Annotated in this window: 23 protein-coding genes; 6 read left to right on the top strand and 17 right to left on the bottom strand. The window is 35.9% G+C overall.

Going from position 1 to position 21,486, the window contains the following annotated elements; genetic code table 11:
- Positions 1-2: 2 nt before the first annotated feature.
- The 5 genes from EM808_RS12285 to EM808_RS28910 all read right to left on the bottom strand — a co-directional run bounded on the left by EM808_RS12285 (position 3) and on the right by EM808_RS28910 (position 4,546).
- Positions 3-725 carry an amino acid ABC transporter ATP-binding protein gene (locus tag EM808_RS12285; protein WP_127738508.1) on the bottom strand — a complete coding sequence of 241 codons (723 nt, stop codon included), beginning with the start codon at positions 723-725 and terminating at the stop codon, positions 3-5.
- Positions 712-1,374, bottom strand: a complete 663-nt coding sequence (locus EM808_RS12280) for an amino acid ABC transporter permease (RefSeq protein ID WP_127738507.1) — start codon at positions 1,372-1,374, stop codon at positions 712-714. The genes EM808_RS12285 and EM808_RS12280 overlap by 14 nt, the downstream gene beginning before the upstream one ends.
- Positions 1,375-1,481: 107 nt before the next feature.
- Positions 1,482-2,309, bottom strand: coding sequence for a transporter substrate-binding domain-containing protein (locus tag EM808_RS12275; RefSeq protein WP_225314838.1), 828 nt, complete (start codon positions 2,307-2,309; stop codon positions 1,482-1,484).
- A 741-nt stretch (positions 2,310-3,050) separates the two neighbouring features.
- Positions 3,051-4,049, bottom strand: a complete 999-nt coding sequence (locus EM808_RS12270; RefSeq protein WP_127738505.1) for a DUF3231 family protein — start codon at positions 4,047-4,049, stop codon at positions 3,051-3,053.
- Positions 4,050-4,360: 311 nt separating this feature from the next.
- Positions 4,361-4,546 (bottom strand): hypothetical protein, encoded by a 186-nt coding sequence (locus EM808_RS28910; protein ID WP_205685848.1) that lies wholly within the window; start codon positions 4,544-4,546, stop codon positions 4,361-4,363.
- 433 nt (positions 4,547-4,979) lie between these two features.
- On the opposite strand from EM808_RS28910, the gene EM808_RS12260 reads away from it, so the two are divergent.
- Together EM808_RS12260 and EM808_RS12255 are read left to right on the top strand one after the other, a co-directional pair.
- Positions 4,980-5,198, top strand: coding sequence for a (4Fe-4S)-binding protein (locus EM808_RS12260; protein ID WP_328590383.1), 219 nt, complete (start codon positions 4,980-4,982; stop codon positions 5,196-5,198).
- Positions 5,199-5,229: 31 nt separating this feature from the next.
- Positions 5,230-5,520 carry a GNAT family N-acetyltransferase gene (locus tag EM808_RS12255; RefSeq protein WP_127738504.1) on the top strand — a complete coding sequence of 97 codons (291 nt, stop codon included), beginning with the start codon at positions 5,230-5,232 and terminating at the stop codon, positions 5,518-5,520.
- Between the two features lie 380 nt (positions 5,521-5,900).
- Here the strand turns inward: EM808_RS12255 and EM808_RS12250 are convergent, their stop codons facing one another.
- The gene (locus EM808_RS12250; RefSeq protein WP_164849649.1) at positions 5,901-6,725 is read right to left on the bottom strand and encodes an SMI1/KNR4 family protein; all 825 of its coding nucleotides are present in this window, start codon (positions 6,723-6,725) and stop codon (positions 5,901-5,903) included.
- 132 nt (positions 6,726-6,857) lie between these two features.
- Positions 6,858-7,703 carry an SMI1/KNR4 family protein gene (locus EM808_RS12245; protein ID WP_127738502.1) on the bottom strand — a complete coding sequence of 282 codons (846 nt, stop codon included), beginning with the start codon at positions 7,701-7,703 and terminating at the stop codon, positions 6,858-6,860.
- A 209-nt stretch (positions 7,704-7,912) separates the two neighbouring features.
- Between EM808_RS12245 and EM808_RS12240 the strand changes: the two genes are divergently transcribed.
- The 3 genes from EM808_RS12240 (at position 7,913) to EM808_RS12230 (ending at position 9,544) form a co-directional block, all read left to right on the top strand.
- Positions 7,913-8,101 (top strand): hypothetical protein, encoded by a 189-nt coding sequence (locus tag EM808_RS12240; RefSeq protein ID WP_127738765.1) that lies wholly within the window; start codon positions 7,913-7,915, stop codon positions 8,099-8,101.
- A 410-nt stretch (positions 8,102-8,511) separates the two neighbouring features.
- On the top strand, positions 8,512-9,054 hold the full coding sequence (locus EM808_RS12235) for a PadR family transcriptional regulator (RefSeq protein ID WP_127738501.1): 543 nt from the start codon (positions 8,512-8,514) through the stop codon (positions 9,052-9,054).
- 13 nt (positions 9,055-9,067) lie between these two features.
- Positions 9,068-9,544 carry a DUF4188 domain-containing protein gene (locus EM808_RS12230; protein ID WP_127738500.1) on the top strand — a complete coding sequence of 159 codons (477 nt, stop codon included), beginning with the start codon at positions 9,068-9,070 and terminating at the stop codon, positions 9,542-9,544.
- Between the two features lie 246 nt (positions 9,545-9,790).
- Here EM808_RS12230 and EM808_RS12225 read toward each other — a convergent pair whose 3' ends face one another.
- Positions 9,791-10,588, bottom strand: a complete 798-nt coding sequence (locus EM808_RS12225; protein ID WP_127738499.1) for an alpha/beta fold hydrolase — start codon at positions 10,586-10,588, stop codon at positions 9,791-9,793.
- Positions 10,589-10,971: 383 nt separating this feature from the next.
- Between EM808_RS12225 and EM808_RS12220 the strand changes: the two genes are divergently transcribed.
- Entirely contained in the window at positions 10,972-11,976 is a 1,005-nt protein-coding gene (locus EM808_RS12220; protein ID WP_127738498.1) for an aldo/keto reductase, read from the top strand.
- A 132-nt stretch (positions 11,977-12,108) separates the two neighbouring features.
- Here EM808_RS12220 and EM808_RS12215 read toward each other — a convergent pair whose 3' ends face one another.
- The 9 genes from EM808_RS12215 to purB form a co-directional block, all read right to left on the bottom strand.
- Positions 12,109-12,954 carry an aldo/keto reductase gene (locus EM808_RS12215; RefSeq protein WP_127738497.1) on the bottom strand — a complete coding sequence of 282 codons (846 nt, stop codon included), beginning with the start codon at positions 12,952-12,954 and terminating at the stop codon, positions 12,109-12,111.
- Positions 12,955-13,061: 107 nt separating this feature from the next.
- The gene (locus EM808_RS12210; protein WP_127738496.1) at positions 13,062-14,027 is read right to left on the bottom strand and encodes an aldo/keto reductase; all 966 of its coding nucleotides are present in this window, start codon (positions 14,025-14,027) and stop codon (positions 13,062-13,064) included.
- Between the two features lie 299 nt (positions 14,028-14,326).
- Positions 14,327-15,655, bottom strand: a complete 1,329-nt coding sequence (locus EM808_RS12205; RefSeq protein ID WP_127738495.1) for an LLM class flavin-dependent oxidoreductase — start codon at positions 15,653-15,655, stop codon at positions 14,327-14,329.
- Positions 15,656-15,820: 165 nt separating this feature from the next.
- The gene (locus EM808_RS12200) at positions 15,821-16,951 is read right to left on the bottom strand and encodes an amidohydrolase (RefSeq protein WP_127738764.1); all 1,131 of its coding nucleotides are present in this window, start codon (positions 16,949-16,951) and stop codon (positions 15,821-15,823) included.
- A gap of 11 nt (positions 16,952-16,962) precedes the next feature.
- Positions 16,963-17,703, bottom strand: coding sequence for an amino acid ABC transporter ATP-binding protein (locus EM808_RS12195; RefSeq protein ID WP_127738494.1), 741 nt, complete (start codon positions 17,701-17,703; stop codon positions 16,963-16,965).
- A 12-nt stretch (positions 17,704-17,715) separates the two neighbouring features.
- The gene (locus EM808_RS12190) at positions 17,716-18,393 is read right to left on the bottom strand and encodes an amino acid ABC transporter permease (RefSeq protein WP_127738493.1); all 678 of its coding nucleotides are present in this window, start codon (positions 18,391-18,393) and stop codon (positions 17,716-17,718) included.
- Between the two features lie 14 nt (positions 18,394-18,407).
- The gene (locus EM808_RS12185) at positions 18,408-19,190 is read right to left on the bottom strand and encodes a transporter substrate-binding domain-containing protein (RefSeq protein WP_182103229.1); all 783 of its coding nucleotides are present in this window, start codon (positions 19,188-19,190) and stop codon (positions 18,408-18,410) included.
- Between the two features lie 9 nt (positions 19,191-19,199).
- Positions 19,200-19,712, bottom strand: a complete 513-nt coding sequence (locus tag EM808_RS12180) for a GNAT family N-acetyltransferase (RefSeq protein WP_328590381.1) — start codon at positions 19,710-19,712, stop codon at positions 19,200-19,202.
- On the bottom strand, positions 19,705-21,069 hold the full coding sequence (gene purB / locus EM808_RS12175) for an adenylosuccinate lyase (protein ID WP_127738491.1): 1,365 nt from the start codon (positions 21,067-21,069) through the stop codon (positions 19,705-19,707). The genes EM808_RS12180 and purB overlap by 8 nt, the downstream gene beginning before the upstream one ends.
- Between the last annotated feature and the right edge of the window lie 417 nt (positions 21,070-21,486).

Below are 21,486 nucleotides of genomic sequence, written 5' to 3'. Positions count from 1 at the left end.
CTTTAAAGAACTTTTGATAGAAAGTCAATTGTTCTTGGATGCTGTGGATTCTCAAAAAAATCTTTTGGATTGTTTTCCTCCATGATTTTTCCTTGATCGATAAATAAGATCCGGTCCCCTACCTCTTTGGCGAAGCCCATTTCATGTGTCACAACTACCATTGTCATCCCTTCCTTAGCAAGGTCCTTCATGACAGCAAGTACCTCTCCGACCATTTCTGGGTCTAAAGCAGATGTCGGTTCGTCAAACAACATTACTTCTGGCTGCATAGCCAATGCTCTGGCAATGGCAATCCGTTGCTGCTGACCGCCTGAAAGTGAGGAGGGATAAACATCTATCTTTTCCAGCAGCCCCACCTTTTTTAACAATCCGCTTGCCAATTCCTTAGCCTCCACTGCCTTCATGCCCTTTACTCGGATTGGTGCGTGGCAAATGTTCTGGCAGACAGTCTTATGGGGGAAAAGGTTGAACTGTTGAAAAACCATCCCCATCTTTTCCCTTATCTTGTCAATGTTGACATCCTTACTGGTAATGTCTTGTTCGTTTACAAAGATGTGGCCGCCAGTTGGTATTTCAAGCAAATTCAAACATCGTAAAAAGGTGCTTTTTCCAGAACCAGAAGGACCAATAATAACAACGACCTCCCCCTTCTTAATCGTGACATCAATACCCTTAAGCACTTCACTTTCCCCGTAGCTTTTACGCAAGTCTTTAACGCCTATCACTTGTTTTCAGCCTCCTTTCAACTACTGCCAGTATTCTTGACAATGTAAAAGTCATAACTAAATAACCTGCAGAAGCAATGATAATCGGTTCCAATCCTAAGGCTGTATTTCCTCTGACAATGGTTGTCTTATACATTAATTCTGCGACACCTATAATAGACACTATAGAGGAATCTTTAATACTACCGATAAATTGATTTCCAAGTGCTGGTAAGATATTTTTAAATGCTTGCGGAAGTATAATGTCAAACATCGCCTGCCTTTGATTCATGCCTAGACTTCTTGCTGCTTCCATCTGACCTGAGCTCACTGCATCTATCCCAGATCGAATTGTCTCCGAAATATATGCAGCTGCATTCATAGACAGTGCAATGGCACCTACCGCCAGATCTGGTATATCAAAGCCGACAAACAAAAGTGGCACTCCTATGTAGATGATGTAAATTTGCGCAAGTAGTGGTGTCCCCCTGATAAACTCCACGTATATATCTCCGACCCACTTTAAGATTAGAAATCTTGAACGCCTTAACAAGGTCAGGCCTACTCCTAAAATGCTGCCCAATAATACTGCAATGATGGCAAGGAAGATTGTGATATATGCACCTGTCAAAAAGAACTGATAGTAATCTCCGAAAAATGAAAAGTTCATTTTATTCCCCCTTATCACGAAACACGGTCTGCATGTATTATGATAAAGGCAGCTAACAGCCGGATAAGCAGAAGCTGCCTTTATCCATTTGGATTAAACAGAAACAATTAATCTTCCAGCTCTACACCGTCCATTGCATTTTTCAACCATTCTTCATAATCTGGTTTAATTCTCTTAATTGTTCCATTGATAGTTTCCATTATTTCTTCGTTTGTACCGTTCGGCATGGCAATGGCTGCACCAGCAGAAGGATCTTCATAGTAGATATCACTCGCAACAATACTGCTGTTTGCCTTAGCAAGCAGTGTAGCTGTAGGGATGTCGACTAACACAGCATCCACCTTTTTATTAGCTAAATCGAGGGACAGTTCTGTTGATTTTCCTAAAAGCTTAAGAGTTGCTTTTGGGAGTTCGCTTTCTAAGATTGTTTGTTGAACAGATGTTTTAATAGCACCTATCTTCTTATCTGCTAGACTCTCAGCTGTCTTGTACTTGTCTACATCTTCTTTTCTAATCATCATGACATTACGCCCTTTATAGTAAACATCTGTAAAATCCGCATTCTTTTCCCTTTCCTCTGTCGGACTCATTGCAGATATAATCATGTCAATCTTTCCGCTTTGCAGGGCAACAAGTAACCCGTCAAAGTCCATATCCTTAATCTCATAATCGACCCCTAAATCCTTCGCGACCTCATCCAGCAGTTTAATATCTGAGCCGACAATTTTGTCTTCTCCATTTTCTACGAGATGATATTCATAAGGGGGAGTTGCTGCCATGGTACCGACTACAATCTTTCCTCGTTTTTGTAAGTCATCCAGACTGTCGGCTGGTCCATCCGAGCTTGTCGTTGATGAAGATCCACATGCTGCTAAAGCCAGTATTGTTGTACCTGCCAATACTAATGTTGTCATTTTTTTAAGAAGCTTCTTCATAATTTCTCCCCCATTTAAATAATAGTTTTATATCCTTTTCTAATAAGATTAAATATTCAAATAATTAAAAAGAAAAATATAAGGATTATTCTCCTGCATTTTTTCCAGCCATCCTCTAACTGATCATTATCTTATTCATAAGCTTCTTATAAAATAAACGAGTAAACCTGCCATCTCCAATGGATTTTTCTTTTTGTTTTTTATATAACGTTATATAACGTTATAATAATACCTTGCGCTTTTCCTGTCAATTAAATTCTGAAAATTTATACTAAACTGTAAATATTCCCTACTTTTCTACCAAAATAAAAAAAAGACAGAGCATAATACTCTATCTTTTCTACAAAACCAACTGAAATTTAGGATATATGTCTTTTTAGAACATTTTAGACTTTGAAAACAATTACAGCTTCACTTCTAAATAGTTTTTAGCTATTTTAAATCTTAACTTTGCTAATTTATTTTGTAGATTTTCTGCTAATGTAGCTAGAGAAATATATTATTCCTTTTACTCTTTAAAGGGAAGGCATTTAACTAATAAAAAGAGATGTACCGTTGTACTAACGGTCATCCTTTTTTATTAGGTGATTTACAAAGAATGGTGAACTCAATGCCTAAATATCTTTTATTCCCCTTGTACTTTTTTAATCTTGGTTTCACATTTTCGGTGAAAAGCAAATGGCTATTCAGCTTATTATAATTGCCATTACATCTTTCCGATCTTAATTCATCTTTTGCTCTTTATTTCATTAACTTTTCTCTGTCAGCTGCATGGGGAGGTCTTTCCAGCCAAGCATGCTTAATTTGGAGATTTATACCGTCCTCTGCATAGAGTCCAATCTCACCTAGTAGTCGAACATAAACAGCACCAATATCACGTCTTGGACTGGCAGAAATTGCAGCTCCGTAGTTTCCCATACCTGCAGCATTCATCAAGGAAATGATATATAGCATTATTTTATCGGAAAAAGGAGATTCCGTTATGTCCTGTACTTGTGCATCCCAAGTTACAGGTGCAGGAAGGTCATTTTCATGTAGGTATTTACTAAAGACCTCAATTTGTTTCTTTGATATTTCTTTCCCCCTTATGAAATAATTTTGGACATCTTTTGCTTTTACAACTTGAGCAAACCCAGTTATTACGGCTGAACCCATATGGTTTGTTTGTATATTAGAGAAGAGGTGAGTGATCTCTGCGGCAATCAGTGGCCTTTGTTTACCCCACCAACCAGCTAAAAAGTGCTGTTTTTCAACCATATCCACTTCCTGAAGATAGGGAATATAAGGAGACCTTACTTCTATTCCCTTTGAAAGAAGTACGTTCGTAGTATCATTTAACAATTCCATTGCAGAAGAGATACAAGACATAAAATGTTCCCGAATGTCATTACGAAAGGTATGAGGCAACATAGCTCCGTATGTCACTAAGGCCCCTTTAGTCATTTGTTTAGTAAAGAATAAAAAGAACGCATCGGAAAAAAGCCTTGGAGCCTTCACATTCACATCGTTTTCAGTAAAACCAAGAGGGATAGCATGACCTTCTTCTTTAAATATTTTTGTAACAACCTGCACATGCTGTTGAGCTAAATCTAAGGCATGCTCTAACACTTTCTTGATTTCCGAATCTTCGACCTTCGCTAAATAATATTGATAAACACATACAAACATAGAATCCGCCATATAGTTTGCCCATAAACTACCTACTTCAGATGAAGTTAAACGAATATGATGAGTTTCCATAATAATACCTCCAGTTTTATAACTGTTGATATTATCCCCCTTAAAAAAATATTTATAAAAATATGTTTCATTTTTTTCCAATGGGCATTCTATAGAAATTAAGAAATAGTGAGTTGCTGTAATTTAAAAACATAAACTATGTTTAGAAAGAAGAAAATATTATTTACCTTTTAGTATCGCTCAATTACAGCCTTTATCTCTTCAAATTCTTTACTACAAGTATGACACTCTTTATAGTTGCTGAAGAAATTTACGAAAAAAAGCATTCAGCCTTATTAGAGAATACTCGTTGTTTTGCATATAATTAGTTATCATTTTACTTTTGCTTCTCCTAGAGCAAAGTGATGAAACAAAATATTCTCCACTAGCTCTCCTTGAGATTCATCACAGTCAACTATAACAATTAATTCAGAATGAAATCCTTTAAGCAGTCTTCTTCTCTTTTTTAAAATTACTCCGTAAAAAGGCGAATGGCAAAACCTATCAATATCCAGCAACCGCTCCTAACAGCCCCCAATAAATAGGTCCCCACGCCAACTTAATCCAATACTAGCACATACCACTTAAATTGCAGTCGCAAGTGCTGCTCCTATATTAATCAACGAAGTCCCATCTGAAAGATGTAAACTAGCAAAAACTTTATGCTTCTCTTCCCTATTATCAAGAGGAATTACAAATATCTTTTCTTTACTAATACCGATGCGTTAATAACCATTTTTATTATTTATTTTCAAATAACAAGTCTCGAATTGGAGATTCCTTCTAACATATAGTACTATTAAATTAATATTGTTTTTCAAAAATTTGTAATGTTGCTACTAAGTAGCTCGTTTGTTGGTAGAAACTTATCATACAGATTTGTAAAAAATCGATTAAGAATGAATTAAGAATATTTCAATATTATGGCCATGGAACTATTAGAAGGAGGATATTATAAGCGAAAAAATTAAAACTTATGATTCTGAAGATATCATAATATATTGGAAACCCAATAATTGCAAACATGCAGCAGAATGTGTAAAGGGATTGCCAAGTGTATTCAATACTCAGAAAAGACCTTGGGTATCACCACAGAATGCAACAGATGAAAAAATCATGGAAGTGATTGATCTTTGCCCAAGCAGAGCACTTACTTACGAGCAAAAATAAAACAAAACTAGAAAGTTAGGAGAATGAGGAAATGGCTGAGATTAAAATGAACAAGAATGAATTCTATATTGAGGAATCTAATGAAGTTATTGCAAGAATTCAATTTATACCAAGTGGAAAAGATGTAGATGGAAGGAATTTAATTATTGTAAACCATACAGTTGTATACGACGGACATAATGGTCGTGGATTAGGCAAAGAATTAGTAAATAAGCTAGCTGAATATGCAAGAGAGGAAAACTTATATATTATTCCTGTATGTCCTTACGCAAAAAGTGTTCTTGAAAGTAAAGAAGAGTATCAAGATGTACTAGCAAAATGATGCCATTTAATTATATGTGTTGAAGGAGCTACACTTAACTGGACAAAAAAATAAGGTCCAGTCGGCATATTACTAAATCAGGGCATACTGCTAATCGGTATAAAGATCCTACTAGCAATATTACTAGGAGAAGCTGCTATACAAGCTTGCCCTAGCCCTAGCTAGCAAACCAGAGATCTTTGTTATCTTTGTCATCTGGTTTGCTGGTTGGCAAAGCATGGACCTTGAGGCCCATTAGTAGCGATGTTTACCACTAAATTCGGAAGTCTATTATATATTACTCGGTTATAAGGCATACTAATATGACCAGGACTAGAAGAAAATTTCTCACTGAATTTAAAGCTCTAATGTTACTCTTCCCAATATTCATAATGAGTCCTTTATTTTGCTTGGTTTTCAATTATATCATCATAAAAATACTTAATATCTGGATGGTTTTCATTTTTGAATATATCCAATACTAAACTAATTACTTTATTTTCTTTGATATTACCACTACTTATGGAACGCCATAAACATTCAGCAGCAGCTAAGCGTATATCCTCATTAGAATGCTGGATAAATTTCAAAAGTTTTTCTATAAATACATAATCTTCTTGTATAAAACCTGCAGTTGCACCAACGTACATATGAATACCTTCTACTATGTCATCATTATCCATGCTTTCCATTAGTTCAATGGATTTTTTTTTAGAATTCTGTAGGTGTTTTCTTAGTTCTTCTATTTCTTCTATGTCTTCCTGGTTCTCTAAATCTTCTTCTTCATATAAACTATTCACCATTGTTGAAAAATCTTCATAGATTTTAGTTATCTGATTTTCAGTCGTATCAATGTACACGATTGTAGGTTTCTCTTCATTAGTTCTATAATCAAGGGCTATAAAGAAATGACCATCCCCACTGATTATAATAAGATTTTTTTCTTTAACTCCCCACTCTTTGAGTAAGTAATTTGATTCCATGATACCTTTGTCTTTCTTAATTCCTAATAAATAATCAAAAAGTATATGGTTATCTGCCCAATTTTTAAAATTTACTGGTAAATAAGTATTTTTTAAACAGCCGCCATTTTGTTCTATTAGTAGATCAATGTAAGCCTGAGGTAATTTGATATGGAAAGCTTTTTCAGCTAGTTCTATATCTTTTTTATTAATGTTTTGTAATTTATATGGGTCGTCTTTTAATTTATAATTCCAAAATTCCAATAGAATCCCTACCAATACTTTTTAATTTAAATTTTATTACAATTTGCAGCAAACTTTTATTTATTACAGGTAGGCTACCAAGATTGTTACATAAGAAAAGAGCCAACTGTTATTTAAGAAAGCCCATAACCCTCAAATAGAGTTTATAATTTCTTCTATTTCTTCAAGAAAATATTGAATGGTAGGATCTTTATCATTTTTAAGTTCAACAATAACTTTCTGAATTAAAGATTTATCTATTGGGTATTGTGCAGTTACTACTCTCCATACCGCTTCTGCTGCATAATCTTTTAAATGTTCATTTCCACTTTTTATAAAATTCAATACATAACCAAAATATTCCTCATGGATAATTTTATCATATATAAACGAATTAAATACATCAAAACCCTCTATAATATCATCCTCTTCTGTACTATTAATTAACTTTCTAGCGTCCTCAATTGTTGGAAGTGGAGTTGTTCTCAAGCCTTCATCTTCATCATGCTCATGTACGTATAAGTGGTTGATGAATTCTTGAAAAGTATCATATATTTGTGTGATTCTTTCTGTATCTGTTTCAATATATATAATCTTTGGTTCTTCGCCATGATTGTAGTCTAGGGCAAACCAACTATGACCATTCCCACTGATTAGAATAATATTTCTTTTACTAATCCCCCATTCCTGTTTGAAATATCCTGTTTCCATAATCCCTTTATCTCTTTTTATTCCACGAAGATTATCTATTTCTACATAGTCATCTCCATCCCATCTTTTAAAAGCTATTGGGAGTGCATTATATATAAGTGTTCCACCGTTTTGTATTTTTAATAATTTAATATAGTCATCAGGTAATTTAACGCCAAAATAAGCTTCTGCCAATTGTATATCTTCTTCTAACAAATCATCCAATCTGTATTGTCTTGATTCGACGTCCCAAATCTCCATTATATTCACCCTTTCAATAACTAAACTAAAGGCCTTAACCTTCTCCACCCCCCCACCTAGATAGAAAAGCAACCACCTTTAATATAATAACAGTTACTTCCTATTTATTGGATATAATTCCTTTTTAAAGAAGTATCCAGCGTTATCTTAAGTATATTTCGCAAGGGAATTTCTTCATTTAGAAAAACACCTTATAATTAAGTTAAGAAACTGTTGAAGCATTGACTTATTAATCATTAAAGAAAGGAATGACGATGATGACGAAATTATATTATAGTTGTGTCAAATATGAGGAAAGTAATGTTGAAGTAAAATTACTGGTGGATATACAAAATGATTGGTTTGAGATAACGCATACCAAGGAAGTGTCTCAAGTAATGAATAAAACAACAGGTGAATATATCACAGTAAATCGAAACTCCTTGAAATTTGAGGTTGCTTCATAATACAAAATATAAGAGAAATTAAATTTAAAGTTATAGCCGTAACGAATATCTAAAATCGTTACGGCTATTTTTGTAAATTTCATAGGCAAATTCGCAAGCCAATATTTCAGTGCAAAAAGGTGTCTGAATTGATGTATCAAAATGCATTCAAAAACCACTAAAAAATTGTTTGTACCTCAAACTGAACTACTTACTTTAGAAAATTAAATCTTTTTTATCGCCTTATTTGCATACCAATCTCACGACCTGTTGATTTTCCTTAAAAGGAATTAGAATATCTCTAAAAATTAAATCCAACCCTCTTTTAATTAAATTTCAATTTATTCAGAAAATTAACTCGTGTTTTTTGTTGGTGTTTATTATCATATATCTAAATGATATACATCTTTTAGATAGGTGTTGAAAAATTTTTGAAAAGTTATAACGCTACTACATATGCAATATTAGGAATATTAACTACTGAATGTAAATCTGGTTATGCTATTAAACAGCTAATTGACGAGAGCTTAAATCATTTTTGGAAAATTAGTTATGGGAAAATTTATCCATCTCTAAAGTTAATTGCCCAAGATGAATTAGCAGAGGTGTGTACTTCATCTGGTCATGGAAAACCTGATAGTAATGAGTATTATTTGACATCAAAGGGATTAGAGGTATTAAAGGATTGGTTGGAGAAGCCAATTGAACAATTACCAACTGAACGAAATGAAGTTTTGCTTAAATTATTTTTTGGCCGCTATCAGGATCGAGAAAAAAAGGTGTTGCATCTAGAGAATGATAAGCAAGAACTTGAAGAACGCTATCAAACTTATATATCTATTGAACAGGCTATTATTAATCACAAAGATAATGATGAAGATTCATTATATTGGCTGTGTACATTGGATTATGGAAAAAGAACTACCAAGGCAGCGATAGACTGGTGCGATTTTACTCTTAATAAATTTTTATAGGGGGAAATTAGTTATGACCAACCACATTTATACAGGTCGTTATACGATTGATAATTCAGAGGATATTGTCGTTTTTATCATTGGAATGAGAGTTAACAAGCGACTAGCCATGCATAAGTGGTTACCAGTATTTACAGCCATGCCAGGAATGATTAAGGAGCTTTATACAAACAAAGAGGAGCTAGGGTTTTTATCGATGGAAAGTTATTTCGGAATGAAAACAACTGCCATGATCCAATATTGGCGTTCTGTCGAAGACCTGCTTGCATATGCCCATAATGAAAAGCATTTGACTGCTTGGAAATCTTTCAATCAAAAAGTAGGTAACAATGATGCAGTAGGAATTTATCATGAAACGTATCAAATAAGGAAGGGAAATTATGAAGCTATTTATGCAAATATGCCTCACTATGGTTTAGGAAAAGTATTAGATCATATTCCCATTACGGCAGATCGCAATTCTGCGCATAAACGACTTCATAAACAATAAATTAGTTCTTTATAAAGCACATTATCTTAAAATAATAAGGTGCTCTTTGTAAATTCTAGTCTGTCTCAGTATATTTAATGAATGTAAAAATGAAATTCTATGATATTCCACTGGTTTAAGTGGTCCATAAAAATAAGGAGCTGTTTTTTTATGTTTTCATTCACCCAAATACAATATATTCCATATTAGTAATTTCTTTTTTACTGCTCTATGGGGGGGGTGTTCTTTTAATTAGTATTGATTGTCTTATATAATACTGTGGATAAAATGCAAGATTGCTTGGTTACTGGCTTTAGATTGCTCCAGGTTAACAGCATGGCCAGCTTTCTCTACAATGTTATACTCTCCGTTGCTGCACAATTTTGCAGAGGCTTCAGCATGGCTGGCAGGCCACATAGGACTATGTGCACCTGCAAGGAAAAGTATCGGTATTGTCAGCTTTTCCGAGGTTTGGCGCCAGTCTGAATGTATATGATCAAGGAATAGCGGTTTTGTTGATACAAAGTCAAATTTAGACAGCTTTCGGTTTATCATTAGCATACGAACAAGGACATTAAGCGGAACTCTTTTATAAAATGGTGAAGGATGCTTTTGATTCAGATAATTTTCAAAGTCAATCTTCTCTGAGTTATACATACCGTGCTTCCAATTATCATCATTAAGTATTTTTGGGGTTTGATCAACATCAATTACCCCGCTGACATTTTCTTCCCCATACTGTTGTAGAAACGAAAAAACAGTGGATGCTCCCATCGACTGTCCCACTAATATTGGCTTTACAAGCCCAAGGTGCTGGATGAGCTGATACAGGTCTTGTCCATGTCGCTGCATGTTTTGCCCAAAGGCAGGATTCTCGGAATTTCCATGGCTGCGTCTGTCAAAGACAATAGCTTTAAATCCCGCTTTAACACAGGCTTGAACCTGGGAAAACCAAAGCTCACCAGGCGCACCATATCCTGCCAAAAATACAATAGGAATACCTGTACCTTGCACAGAATAGGCTAATTTAACTTGATCATCTGTTGTAAAAAAATGAAAATCCATAGTCGCTCCCCTTAAAAAATATGGCTGTAAAGTCAGCTCAACTTTCTATTGTTTAAGACTCATACCTTTTTTATTTCTTACTACAATCAATTAGGGGTCAGCTAATTCCCTATTAAACATGCTTCATTGTTCCTCTTAACCTATAATTCCCTGTTAAATGAATGTTTAATCCACAATAGTCATGTATTAATATCTATAAACACTTTTACGTCAGCTGATAAGGATACATTATATCTGCCAAATTATAGTCATAAAGATGTTGGACATTTTTTAGTATTTTGTTCATTACTATACATCTTGCTACTTTTTGACAATTGAAAGATTCACATATAAATTTATACTAGTAATGAAAACGAAAAAAATTTGGAAAGTGAGGAATTGCAATGGAATATACTAAGCTTGGTAACACTGGATTAGATGTATCTAGACTTTGTCTTGGTTGTATGGGTTTTGGAGTTAAGGAACGTTGGATGCATCCTTGGGTAATTGACGAAGAGAGCAGTCGTACAGTTATAAAAAAAGCTCTTGAGTTAGGTATCAATTTTTTTGATACTGCTAATGTTTACTCAGATGGTACGAGTGAAGAATTTCTTGGACGTGCCCTTAAAGACTTTTCAAATCGGGATGAAGTTGTCATTGCAACAAAGGTTTACTTTCCGTTAGGCAAGGATTTAACCAGCAATGTTCCCAACAGCAAGGGATTATCGCGAAAGCATATTATGAGTGAAATTGATAAAAGTCTTAAACGCCTTGGAACGGATTATATTGATTTGTACCAAATACATCGTTGGGATTACAACACACCAATTGAAGAAACAATGGAAGCACTTCATGATGTAGTAAAGGCTGGTAAGGTAAGATACATAGGCGCTTCAGCCATGTATGCATGGCAGTTTTTGAAGGCAAACCATACAGCTGAGAAAAATGGATGGACAAAATTTGTATCCATGCAAAATCATCTTAACCTAATATATAGGGAAGAGGAACGTGAAATGCTGCCATTATGTAAGGAAGAAAAAATTGGTGTGATTCCTTACAGTCCGTTAGCTTCAGGCATATTAACCCGTGATTGGTCAGAGGATACTCTCCGTTCTGAAACAGATGCAACGCAAAAATCTAAATACGGTTCAACAGAACAGCATGACCGTTTAGTTGTAGAACGAGTTGCAGAGCTAGCAGAAAAGCATGATGTTGCTAGATCCCAAATTGCACTCTCCTGGCTGCTGCAAAAAGAGCCAGTAACAGCTCCTATAATTGGTGCTACGAAAGTGTCTCATCTGGAGGATTCTGTTGGTGCTTTAGCTGTGAAGTTAACCACAGAGGAAGTCTCCTACTTGGAGGAGCCTTATGTTCCACATAATGTGGTTGGAGCATTAACTACAAAGTAATAAATCGTTGCTGATTAAAGCCTGGAATCAAGATTTGGTACTGAATTTAATGTTAATAACCGAATATGCAAAAGCCGATTTTCTAAAGGAATATCGGCTTTTGCTATAATAACTATTTGTCAATTAAGTAGGTTATCTCACTAGTCCTGTCAAAAACTCAACTGTTTCCGGATCAGCATGAGAGAAAAACAGACTTTTTTCTTGGTCTAGCTTTTCAATCTTATTCATGTCCTCATTTGTTAATGCAAAATCAAAGACTTCAAAGTTTTGAATCATTCTGTCTTTTGATACCGTTTTCGGGATAACAACAACATTACGTTGGATAAGGTAGCGCAAAGCCACTTGCGCAACAGATTTACCATATTGCTCTCCAATCGCTTTAAGTGTTTCATTGTTAAAGAAGTCATTTTTACCTTCTGCAAAAGGTCCCCAAGATTCAATTTGTGTCCCATACTTTTCCATAATTTGTTGAGCTTGTTTTTGTTGGTTAAATACATGTGTTTCAACTTGATTCACCATTGGCTTTATTTCACTAAACTGAGCGATATCAATGAAACGGTCAGGATAAAAATTACTTACGCCAATTGCTTTGATTTTACCTGCTTTATAATACTCTTCCATCGCACGATATGTACCGTAGTAATCATTGAATGGTTGATGTATTAACATTAAATCGATATATTCTGTTTGCAGTAAACGCAAAGATTCTTCAATGGATGCTTTAGCCTTCTCATAGCCTGCGTTTGAAATCCATACTTTTGTCGTAATGAAGAATTCTTCACGGGGTATACCACTTTTACGAACTGCATTTCCAACAGCTTCTTCATTCCTATAGGCTTGGGCAGTATCGATTGATCTATAGCCAACTTCAATTGCTTCACCTACGACACGTTCACATTCTGCCAAATCACTAATTTGATAAACCCCAAAGCCTAAAATAGGCATTTTTCTTCCATTAGCTAAAGTTACTGTTTCCATTTTGGTATTCCTCCTATATGTTTATATCTTGCACCACATATATTACTATCTTCGTGTTACTCTAAGTCAACTATAAAGTTCCTACAGCCGATACGTAAGTAAAGTTATTAAAAATGTGTTTCATTCACATCAATTTTTGCTAGTGCATTGTTTAGGCTAGCTAACTCTTCTTTAGTTAATTCGATGTCTGCTCCGCCTAGGTTTTCTTCTAATCTGGTTAATTTAGTTGTGCCTGGTATAGGAATAATAAATGGTTTTTGGGCAAGCTCCCATGCTAATACAACTTGGGCGGATGTAGCATTTTTACTTTCTGCTACTCTAGCAATTAAAGCTAATAACTGCTGATTATGATCAATCACTTCCGGTTTAAATCTTCCCATTAAGCTTCTAAAGTCACCTTCTTCATATGTTGTATCCTTTGTATATTTCCCGCTTAAAAATCCATTTCCTAATGGACTGTAAGCAACAAATGCAACATCTAGCTCTTCACATATATCAAATAATTCTTTTTCCGGTTCACGCCACATCATGGAGTATTGATTTTCAATCGCAGCAATCGGACATACAGCATGTGCACGCTTCATATAGTCAATTGGTGCATTTGATAAGCCCCATGCTTTAACTTTCCCTTCAGCAATCAAGTCCTTCATCGTTTCTGCGACTGCTTCTGGTTCTATATTTGGATCAATACGATGTTGATAATATAAGTCAATAGAATCCACTTTTAATCGTTTTAATGAGCCTTCTAATTGTTCTCTAATAGATTGCGGTGAACTATTTAAGATATTTTGAGGGCGATCATTTATGATTTCTTGACCCGTAATCCCAAATTTAGTTGCGATTACAACCTGATTTCGGACTGGAGCAAGTGCTTCACCTAATAATTCTTCATTAGCCTCGCCATAAACAACTGCAGTATCGAAGAAATTACACCCAAGTTCAACAGCTTTACGAATTAATTTAATCATTTCTTCTCGATTAGCCGGTTTTCCATAAGCATGGTCCATCCCCATACATCCTAAGCCAATTGCCGATACCTCTAACCCGCTTTGTCCTAATTTTCGTTTCTTCATAATTTCCCCTCCTTCAAAAATTGTTCCGTTCTCTTACCACCTTTAGAATACCCGATATTTCATACAATTCCTTTACCAATAACTATCAAAAGTTTGCCTAATCCTCTTATAATTATCCTGTCTACTTCATTTAAGTCCAATCACTCGTTGGGAGCTGAACTATTAATAGAATAAAAACACGGCTAATCCCATATTTTCCTTTGGTTTAAACGTGTTTATTCTATATTCCATACTACATAATTTGTTAATCAATAACAAAACCCATGCCAAATATACTGGCATGGGTCCAACTAATATTTTTATTTTGTGAGTGAATGATTCGGCTGTTCTAAGCCTAAGTTTCCACGCAAAGTATCACTTTCATACTCCGTACGGTAAATCCCTCTTGCTTGCAGCTCAGGAATAACATAGGTAACAAAGTCTGTTAGAGAATCTGGCAGAAGTGCAGGCATGATATTAAAGCCATCTGCCGCACCTTCTCTGACCCATTCCTCCATCTTGTCAGCTATTTGAGTTGGAGTTCCGATTGCTATATGATGTCCACGTGAACCTGCAACCCATTGATAAGTCTGACGCAATGTCCAGTTTTCTTCCTTCGCTTTCTTTAAAATCATTTCATGTTTGCTTTGAATAGCATTTACAGTCTCAGGAAGTTTAATCTCTGTAAACGGTGTGTCCAATGAAATACCTGCAAAGTCTATGTCGCCAAAGTATCTGCCCAAAATGGCAAGCCCAGCTTTAGGTATGATTAACTCCTGCAATGCCTCATATTTTTCTTGTGCTTCTGCTTCTGTCGCACCGACAATAGGCATAAATCCAGGCATGATACTTAAACTGCTTTTCTTGCGATTATATTGTTCCATTTGACCTTTTAGTTCCTTGTAAAAGGTAATTGCATCGTCCTTGTTTGCTTGGGCAGTAAAGACTATTTCTGCATATTTAGCGGCAAATCGCTGTCCGTCACCTGATGACCCTGCTTGGACAATGACTGGTTGCCCTTGTGGTGATCTTGACACATTCAGCGGTCCTCTTACAGAGAAGAATTCACCTTGATGGTTAATTTGATGGAACTTGCTTTTATCAATAAACTGCCCGGATTCTTTATCAATCACTAATGTGTCTTCTTCCCAAGAATTCCATAACTTTTTTGCTACTTCTATAAATTCTGTTGCTCTTCGATAGCGGGCACTATGTTCCAAATGCTCCGTCTTATTAAAGTTTTCTGCCGTAGAAGCAAGCGAGGTTGTGACAACATTCCACCCTGCTCGACCTGCACTAATATGATCCAATGAAGCAAACTTCCTGGCAACATGGAATGGTTCTTCATATGTAGTGGATGCAGTTGCTACTAACCCGATATGATTTGTCGCAGACGCAATATACGATAGCAGCGTCATTGGCTCAAATCTAGTTAGAATATTAGGATGTGAATTTCCATCAACTGACAGGCTATCTGCCAAGAATAATAAGTCAAATAAACCCTTTTCCGCCGTTTGTGCTATTTCTTTAAAATATGTCAGATTCATGGAGGCATTCTCTATAGCATGTGGATGTCTCCATGACGCAACATGATGGCCCGTTCCAGCTAGGAACAAGCCTAATTTCACCTTTTTTGGTTGATCGTTCATTTTGAATTTCCTCCTTTGCTTTTTAACCCTCATTAACAAAACAAAAAATAAAATCTTCCTTCTGTTAACAGAAGAAAGATCAAATCAGCAATAATACATTAAAAATAATCATGCTTCGCAAGCGTAAAATGATCTTTTACGCTTGCAAACCAGTTATGACATATATTATTTACTCAATACATTAACTGCCAGTTGAGCAAAATATTCAGATGCAACTTTAATTGCTTCCTCATTCAAATCATATTCGGGATGATGCCACTCCTGAGGTCCATTAACCCCCATCCATACAAAAAAGCCTGGGATGTACGTTTGATAAAAGGCAAAATCTTCTCCACCTGCACTTGGCACGCCATCGACAACATTATAGCCAGCATCTGCCGCAGTTTTGCGTACGATTTCCTCCAAGTTAGCATCATTATTTACGACAGGTAAATAATCATCCCAGATAAATTCAACGGAGCCTCCATTTCCTTGCGCAATGGATTCAGCTAAGTTCTTCATTAAATCAGGAATTGCTGCTCTTGCGTCAGGCTGGAACGTTCGAACCGTGCCTTCAAGTTCAACAGAGTCAGGAATGACATTCCATGTGTTTCCACCATGGATGCTTGTAATACTTATTACAGCATTATCAAACAAGTTTAATCTTCTAGCAATGATTGTTTGTACAGATGTTACATATTGACTAGCAATCACAATCGGATCAATTGCATTATGTGGTATGCCCGCATGTCCGCCAACACCATTGAATTTAATTTTAAATTTATCGACACTTGCCATTAATCCACCAGATTTTACACCAATCGTACCCACTGGCAAATCAGGCTTATTATGCATGCCAAAGATGGATGAAACACCTTCTAATGCACCTTTTTCAACTGCTATCTTCGCTCCTTGAGCAATTTCCTCTGCAGCTTGGAAAATAAATCTTACACTTCCGTGTAATTTATCCTTTTGGTCATTTAGAAGAATTGCCGCACCTAATATGGAAACAGTGTGGAAATCATGACCGCATGCATGCATTTTCCCGTCTGTTTTCGATTTAAACGGTACCTGTGTTTCTTCTTTTATCGGTAAAGCATCAATATCTGAACGGATTGCAATAGTAGGTCCTGCAAACGCACCCTTGATTTCTGCAACTACACCTGTTTCTAAATCAAGTGGTAGTATCGTTATATTGTGTGCTTCTAACCACTTTTTAATATGAGCAGTTGTATTGAATTCCTCAAAAGCAAGCTCTGGATTCTCATGTAAATATCTTCTTTTCCCAATTAAATCCTCTAATAGTTCATTAGACATTTTCATGATTGTTATTCATCTCTTTCCAGTGTTTTTAAAAATTGTTTCGTTCTTGGATTTTGTGGATGATGGAATAATTCCTTTGGATCGTTTTCCTCAACAATATTTCCATCTGCCATGAAAATAACACGATTTGCTACTTCCTCAGCAAATTTCATTTCATGTGTAACGATAATCATCGTCGTATTTTGCTTTGCAATATCCTTGATAACCTGAAGTACTTCAGAAACCCATTCCGGGTCAAGTGCAGATGTCGGTTCATCAAATAGAATTGCATTTGGGTTTACAGCAAGCGCACGAGCAATCCCTACACGCTGCTGCTGTCCACCAGATAAAGTAGACGGATATTGATGAAATTTATCCTCAAGCCCAACCTTAATTAACAGCTCTTTTCCAATCTTTTCTGCTTCCTGCTTACTCATTTTCTTTGCAACAATTAAAGCTTCCGTTACATTTTGCAAAGCTGTTTTATTTTTAAACAGATTATAGTTTTGGAAAACCATTGCTGTTTCTTGGCGTAAATTATGAACTTCTTTTCTTCCCATTTTAGCTACGTCTACATTTGTTTCGCCAATATGGATAGTGCCTTCTTCAGGCACTTCTAATAAATTCAGGCAGCGCAGTAATGTTGATTTCCCTGATCCTGATGGTCCTATAATTGCCAAGACATCGCCACGGTCGACGTGTAAATCAACACCATTTAAAACGGTATTTTTACCAAAACTCTTTTTCAAGTTTTTTACAGATATCATGGTAATACTCCTTTAACTGATGTACGGTTTTTCCATTCGCTTTTCAACCACTTGTTGGATTAACGTAACTAAAATAATCATAACCCAATAAAGCAATGCCAACGCTAAGTATGTTTCAAAGAATTTCAAGGAGCTAGCCGCTAAGATTTTTCCTTGTGCAAATAATTCTACGATACCTAGTGTAAAAGCTAGGGAAGTCTCTTTAATTAGACCAATAAAAACGTTGCTGCTTGCTGGAATCGCATTACGAGTTGCTTGTGGTAATACGACCCTGCGCAAAGCTTGTGTTTTTGTCATCCCAACAGATAAACAAGCCTCTACTTGCCCTTTATCGACAGAGTTCAGTGCTGCTCGGAAAATTTCCGCTAAAAATGCCGATTGCTTTAAGCTGAGTCCCAAAATAGCTGCCGTAACTGCAGTCATTCCAGTTAAACCTGGAAAAATTTGCGGTAATCCGTAATAGATTAAAAACAACTGTACTAATGTTGGGATTGCCCGGAAAAACGAAATGTAAATCGTTGCAAGCTGCTTTAAAACAGGTATATTCGACCTAGTAATTAATGCTAAAATTAAACCGCCAATAACGGAAAAGAACATTGATATAACAGCAAGAAATAAGGTGAATGGTATTAATTTCAATAATGCCGGAAAAATTTCTATAAAGTAACCAAAATCGAGTTCAAGATTCATTTTGTTCCTCCAAATTATTCCTTAACTGTGATGTCTTCACCGGCAAAATATTTCTTAGATAGATCTGCTAACGTTCCATCCTCACGTAGCTTTTTGATTTCCGTGTTAAATGCTTCCGCTAATTTCTCACCATCTTCCGTTTTTGCAAATGGGAATGAAACATCTTCATACACGAATGGGTCACCAACAAATTTTAATGGCAAATCGCCTTTTTCAATCTCAGCAATTAAAGATGATTTTGAGTTAACATAGCCATCGACACGGTTGTTGATTGCGTCATTCATTGCACCATCACGTGTTTCATATGTTTTTGCGATAATTTCAGGATCGAAGTTTTCTAAATTCTTAACATTGTTTGACCCTAATACGCCAGAAACTGTTTTACCTTTTAAATCATCTAAACTATCGAAATCATTGTCTTTATTTGTAACAATTGTAGCCCCTGCATATGCATATGGCTCAGAGAAATTGTATTTTGCTTTTCTTTCATCTGTTACAGCAACAAAGTTTGCTACAGTATCAATTTTTCCTGTTTCTAATTGACCCATTAAACCAGCAAAGTCAGTTTTAACCCACTCTACATCATAGCCTAAATCAGAAGCGATCTTTTCAAACACCTCTACGTCAAATCCAACTAATTTTCCATCTTCTTCATAACCGTTCGGATAACTTTGTGCAGTTGAACCTGCACGAAGAACTTTCTTTTTGCTATCCCCTGATTCTTCATTTCCACTTCCGCAAGCTGCTAATAAAAGCATAACTGCCATAGTAATAAGTACGAGTAATTTCTTTTTCATGATGTCTTCCTACCTTTTCTTATAAGTTTTTGCTAATAATAGTTTTTCTAAATAGATGGTTACATGCCCTTTGCCTAAATCAGACTCGCCAACCTTCTCATAACCACGCTTTACATACATATCTGCAAGCCAAGGGTGCTCCTTTGCTGTTCCCAATGAAACAGAAGGACAATGAAGCGTGTCTTTCAAGTAATCATTTTCAATGAAATCTAATAGTTTAGAAGCATAACCCTTTCGCTTGTATTCAGGAGCTACAGCAACCCACCAAATATGCGGTATCTCATAAGGGCCATGATGGCTGCTCCATGGCATCCGGATGGAAGCAGTTGCTACCATTTCATCGCCATCCTTCATATAAAAACAAATGTTTTCATTGATATTTTTATCTACTAGCTGCTCATCCGCAGTTGCCGCTGCAAAATTTATGCCAAGCTCACGTATTGTTGCATATCCGCGTAGGGATAAATCTAGTAACGCTTGTATGTCCTTATTAGTAGCTTGATGGAAGGTTATATTACTCACCTAATAATCCACCACCTTTAATGGATTGAATGACCTCATCAACCTTTTGGCTTGCAAGGCCTGTATACTGACTAGGATCTAGTAATTCATTAATCTGTTCATTAGACAGCACCGAACCTACTTTTTCATTTGTTGCCAGCAGCTCTTTAAATGGAACTTTCTGTTCAACTGACGCCATCGCAAGTTCATAAACAAGATGATGTGCTGTTTGTTTCCCTACTTTCTCCGATAAGGCAAACATAACTCGTTCAGACAGGATAAGACCACCTTGCATTTCCAGGTTTCTCATCATATTTTCAGGTTTTACTACTAGTCCTTGTAAAACATTAATTGTGCTTTTCAATTGCGAAGAAAGATATAAGCAGATTTCTGGCAAAGCAATCCATTCACTTCTCCAGCTCATTGCATCACGCTCATGCTCCATCACTAATGATTCATGAAGCAGTGCCACACTGTGCAAAATAGGCTTAGTTAAGCTTGCAATTCCTTCAAAAATAGCCGGGTTGCGTTTATGTGGCATCGTTGTTGAGCCAACATTCCCTGTTTTAAATGGCTCCTCCACCTCATCTATCTCTGTGCGCATCAAATTATAGAATTCATTCCCTAACTTCCCGAGTGAACCACTGATTAAACCAAGCACAGAACCATATTCAGAAACCCGATCACGAGATGAATGCCAACAAATATCCGGAGTATCCAATTCAAGAAGCTCTAACGCTCTTGCTTCTACTATAGGACCACTATTGCCTAATGCTGCATATGTGCCAACGCCACCTGCTAGCACTCCAGTAAAAACTCTTGTTTCAACAGCAAGTAATCTTTCTAAATGACGATGAAATTCACTTAATACGACTGCCATCTTAAAGCCAAATGTTGTTGGTAATCCTTGCATTCCATGTGTTCTTCCAGGCATTGGCGTATCTTTATAAGTAGAGGCTAGTCCGATTAAAAGCTCCGCAACCTTCTTAACATCACGCTTAAGTATGGTATTTGCTTCTTTCAATTGAAGAATCATCCCTGTATCCGTTACATCCTGTGTAGTTACTCCAAAATGAACAAATTCACCATACTCTCCAGAAAGTGATTGTAAATGATTAACGGTTGCCATTAATGAATGCTTTAATTTCGCTGCCTCTGCTGCAATTTTGTCAATTTCAAAGTTTTCTATTTTGGCAGCAGCTTTAATTACATTCCCAGCTTTTTCGGGAATTACTCCGAGTTCACTTTCTGCCAATGCTAATGCAGCTTCCACATCAAGAATCTTCTGTAATCTATTCTCATCATTCCAGACAGCGCGCATTTCCTCTGTACTAAAATTATTTTGTAACATTCGTAAGTCTAAAACATGTGAACCCATTATGTTAACACTCCTAAGTTGATATCCTGAATATAAAAACTAGCGAAACTTTTCTAATAATTAATCTATACAATTCCTACTTTTATAGTGTGAATTATAACATAGAGATTTCAACTTGCAACAATTATTTTAAAATTAAAAATGCACACATAACTTAGATTGGTTAAAATATATTGGTAAATAGACATTGCGGAAAAAATAAAAAAACTGAGTTTGATGGAATATCAAACTCAGCATACAAAGGTATTTTTTTCAAGGTTTTACATATATTCCAATTAACGCTAGTTGCTCCGTTTTCTGCATTTGTTCATCTCACTTCCAGCCCAATGATTGCCAATCCGGTGTTCTTCGTTACCGGAAGGAATTTACTCATGCATTCAAAAATACATCTTACTTTATGGAAGCAAGCTATTGTGG

Origin of the sequence: Niallia taxi (genome assembly GCF_004005475.1) — a bacterium.
In the GTDB taxonomy this organism is placed as follows: Bacteria; Bacillota; Bacilli; order Bacillales; family Cytobacillaceae; genus Niallia; species Niallia taxi.
This window is presented reverse-complemented; position numbering and strand designations above follow the sequence as displayed.